This is a genomic window from Lysobacter enzymogenes, from assembly GCF_017168095.1.
GTDB lineage: Bacteria > Pseudomonadota > Gammaproteobacteria > Xanthomonadales > Xanthomonadaceae > Lysobacter > Lysobacter enzymogenes_D.
Window position 1 is genome coordinate 1 of sequence record NZ_LXSD01000560.1, and the last position, 4,081, is coordinate 4,081.

A 4,081-nucleotide genomic window follows, 5' to 3' on the forward strand; every position below is an offset into this window, starting at 1 on the left:
CGGACGACGAGGCGATCGGGGCGTGCCGGCGCGGCAGCGCGCGCGGAACCGCGCAGGCCGCCGCTGCGCGACGCCGCAGCCGATCCGCCGCGACGGCGGGACCGAGTGGGCAAGGCGACAGGTCGATGACGGGCCACTGCGTACGTTCCGATGTTCGAGCGCCGCCGCGCGAACCAGGCGCACGGCCGAAGGCGAAACCCTACCTCCAGCCCTGGGGCGGTAACGCGGTGCAGGTCACACAACCCGTCGCAGGCCGCAACGCGCATGCGGCGGTTCGCCCGCTACGCCGATGCAAGCGCCGAATGCCCGCGTCCGGCGCGCGCAATGCTTCGGCCAGGGCGGCGACGCCCTCGCCCGCCGCTGCGGGCGCGCGCCGCACGCAACGGCGTCGCCGCCCGCGCCGCTCAGAACGCCAGCGCCAGCCGTCCCTGCACGCCGTCGATCTGCGGGCCTTCGCGCACCGACAGGTCGCGGGTGTACTGCAACTGCACCTGCACCCGGTCGTTGAGCTGCTGCGCCCAGGTGAGGGTGAGGTTGGTGTCGTTCTTGCTGCCGAGCAGGCGCTCGCCGTGCAGACTCTCGCGCGCGCCGAAGCTCTGCCGCGCGCTCAGCGCGAAGCGCGTGGCCGGCGTCGGGTTGTAGCTCAGGTGCGCGACCGCGCGGTACATCGGATCGCGACGCACGCGGCTGCTGTCGTCGCGGGTGTAGAACTCGGCCTGGCCCATGAGCTCCAGGGTCCAGCGTTCGGCCAGCCGGGTCATGTAGCCGCCCTGCAGTTCCAGCGTATAGCGGTCCTCGCCGGTGATCAGGCCTTCGCCTGTACGCGGCGAGGTGGGCAGGCTCAGGTAGGCCGCGAAGGTCAGGTAGCGGCCGCGGCTCTCGTCGGCCCTGGGCCACCACGAGGTGCCCACGACCAGGTTGCCCATGCCGCTGAGGCCGTCGCGGTCGAACGCGTCGCGCTGGCGGTTGCCCATCGAGATCACTTCGAAGGTCGTGGTCTTGCCGGCGAGCGCGAAGAAGTGGACATAGCGCGCGGCGAGGACGTCGGCGCGAAAATCCAGGCCGTCGAACGCGCGCTTGCCGTCGGCGTAGACGCGGTCGCCGCGCAGGCGCTGGCCGTACAGCAGCAGCACGTCCATGCCCGGCGGCGCGGGCTGGATGTCGCCGGGATCCGGCGCGCTCATCGCCCACGCCGCGCCGGCCGGCCATGCCGCCGCCAGCGCCAAGGCGCACACCCCCACACGCCCGCGCCCGGCGCGGCGGCGTTCCTGATCGGACATGATCGTTCCCCTTGCGATGCAAACGGCCGGACCCGGGCCGCACGGCTCCGCGCGCACGCGTCGGCGCGGTTCGACGCGGGCTCAGACGCGTTCGAGCGCCTGCCCGAGGTTGCGGTAGAACTCGCCGCGGTAACGCCACAGCCACCCCGCGTAGACGGCGGCCGCCGCGGCCACCGCGATCACGCAGGCCGGAATCAGCGCGACGAACGCCGCGTTGCCGCCGGCCAGCAGCGGCAGGCTCTGGCAGATCAGCGCGATCAGCCCGGCCAGCACCAGCGCCGCGGCCAGCGGCGCGGCCACGGTCGTCCACGGCCGCCGCGGCAGCGGCCGCGACAGGAAGAAGAACGGCACCGCGAGGCTGGCCAGCACCTGCACCGCCAGCATCGAGATCGAGGCCACCGCCGAGCCGACCGGCAGCACCGCCGCCATCGGATCGGCGCCGGTCGCGGCGAAGGCCGCGATGCAGGCGATCGACGCGGCGAACTGGGTCGCGCCGGCCGCCGACGGCGTGCGCTGGCGCGGATGCACCCGCGCCAGCCAGCGCCACAGCACGCCTTCGCGGCCCATCGCGAACAGATAGCGCGAGACCGAGTTGTGCAGGCTCAGCAGCGACGCGAACAGGCTGGTGATCACCAGCGCGTTCATCGCCGCCGCCACCGGCGGCGCGGTCAGCGTCGCGGCCATCGCGAACCAGAAATTGCCCGGATCGGCCTGCGCCGCCGCGACCACCTGCTGCGGGCCGTAGGCGACGGTGATCGCCCAGGTCGCCAGCGACAGGAACACGGTGATCGCGCCCAGCGCCACGTAGGTGGCGATGGCGATGCTGCGGCGCGGATCGCGCGCTTCCTCGGCGTAGATCGCGGTGGTCTCGAAGCCGAAGTAGGAACCGGCGACGAACACCAGCGACACCCCGAGCCCGGCCGAGAACACCTGCGACGGCAGCAGCGGCGCGGCCGAAAAACCCTGCGGGCCGCCGCCGTGGGCGAGCACCGCGGCCACGAACAGCAGCACGATGCCGATCTCGCACAGCATCAGCACCGCCAGCACCCGGCCGCTGAACTCGATGTTGCGATAGCCGCAGATCCGCACCAATACCGCAACCGCCAGCGCGTTGATCCACCACGCCGCGCCCGCGCCGAGCCACTGCTGCTGCGCTTGTTCGAGGAAGAACCCGATCATCGCGAAGCACGCCAGTTGGATGCCGAAGTACGCCGCCAGCGCCAGGAACGCGGCGACGATGCCGGCGCCGCCGCCGAGCCCGGCGGTGACGTAGGAATAAAACGCGCCGGCATTGCCGATGTGCCGGCTCATGGCGACGAAGCCGACGCTGAAAAGCAGGTACGCCGCGCCGGCCAGCACGAACGCGCCGGCGGTGCCGACGCCGTTGCCCATGCCGATCGCCACCGGCACCGCGCCGACCAGCCCGATCAGCGGGCCGTTGGTCGCGATGACGAAGAACACGATCTGCAGCCAGCCCAGCGCGTTCTTGCGCAGTTCCACCGTTTCCGCCTTGCCGTCCACGTTCGTCTCCCCTCCCCGGGTTGGACTTGCCGCGCCGGCCGCGACGCGGCCGGCGGATTGCGTTCGCATCACTGCCGCGCCTGCATCGCCGCCGCGATCGCCTCGCCGACGATCCGCGTCCACGTCGCCACCCCGCCCGGTTCGCCGAGCAGGTCCTGACGCACTTCGATGGCGAAGCGGCGCAGGCCGAACGGGCGCGCGTGGCGGTCGAAGGTGTAGCCGCGCGCGAGGCGGCCGTCGTAGGGCGTGTTGTCGCCGACGGGTTCGACTACCCGGCGCAACGCGGCGACGACTTGCGTCGCCGGCGTCGGCTGGTCCCAGATCACCGCCACCGGCGGCCGCGCGAGGCCGTCGAGGAACGGCGCGTAGCTGTGCACGGCGACGATCAGCGGGTCGCCGCCGCCGCGGCGCTTGGCCGCGACGGTCTCGCCGACCAGCGCGTGGAACGGCTCGAACACCAGTTGCGCGCGCGCATGCCGCTGCGCCGCGCTGAGGTCGGCGTTGCCGGCGATCGCGCTGCCGTCCGACACCGGCGCGATCCAGTCGGATTCGAACGGCGCGCGGTTGCAGTCGACGAACAGGCGGCTGGTCGAACACAGCACCGCCGGCGCGTCCAGATGCAGCGCCAGTCCGCGCGCGAGTTCGCCCGCGCCGAGATCGACGGCGATGTGGCGCGCCAGGTCGTGCGCGTCGCAGCCCAGGCCGGCATAGCCCGGCGGAATGCGGTTGGAGGCGTGTTCGCACACCAGCACCAGCGGCGCGCGTCCGGCCGGGTTGAACACGTCGCCGGCGGACCAGGCCGCGGCGGCGTCGAATGCGGTCGGATTCGCGTTCATCGCGCCCCCTGTGCGCGCACGTGCACGGACTTGCGCTGCGTCCACTCGTCGAATGTCGCCTCGCCGCCGATGCGGCCGAGCCCGGAGGCCTTGACGCCGCCCCAGGGCAGATGCAGGTCGGCGTGGTCGCAACGGTTGACGAACACGGTGCCGGCCTGGATCGCGTCGATCAGGCCGGCCGCGGCCTGCGGCTCGCGCGTCCACACCGACGCGGTCAGGCCGAAGCGGCTGGCGTTGATCGCCGCCAGCGCCTGCGCGTCGCCGTCCACCGCGGTCAGCGTCGCCACCGGGCCGAAGGTTTCCTCGCGCGAGATGGCCATCTCGGCGTTCGCGTCGAGCAAGACTTCCGGCGACAGATACGCGCCCTGCCCGGCGAGTTCGCCGGCGCGGTGTCCGGCCAGCGCGGCGCGCGCGCCGGCGGCGACCGCCGCGGCGACTTCGCCG

General features: G+C 73.1%; 4 protein-coding genes. All 4 read right to left on the reverse strand.

Going from position 1 to position 4,081, the window contains the following annotated elements; translation table 11 throughout:
- Positions 1–404 precede the first annotated feature (404 nt).
- A complete protein-coding gene (locus A7A76_RS22105) occupies positions 405–1,280 on the reverse strand; it encodes a transporter (protein WP_206413336.1) in 876 nt (291 codons plus the stop codon).
- Positions 1,281–1,361: 81 nt separating this feature from the next.
- The gene (locus A7A76_RS22110; protein ID WP_206413337.1) at positions 1,362–2,801 is read right to left on the reverse strand and encodes an amino acid permease; all 1,440 of its coding nucleotides are present in this window, start codon (positions 2,799–2,801) and stop codon (positions 1,362–1,364) included.
- A gap of 68 nt (positions 2,802–2,869) precedes the next feature.
- Complete coding sequence (locus A7A76_RS22115) at positions 2,870–3,637, reverse strand: N-formylglutamate amidohydrolase (RefSeq protein WP_206413338.1); 768 nt, start codon at positions 3,635–3,637, stop codon at positions 2,870–2,872.
- Positions 3,634–4,081, reverse strand: a 448-nt coding sequence (locus tag A7A76_RS22120; protein ID WP_206413339.1) for an aldehyde dehydrogenase family protein, incomplete at its 5' end; no start/stop codon positions are given. The genes A7A76_RS22115 and A7A76_RS22120, both read right to left, overlap by 4 nt.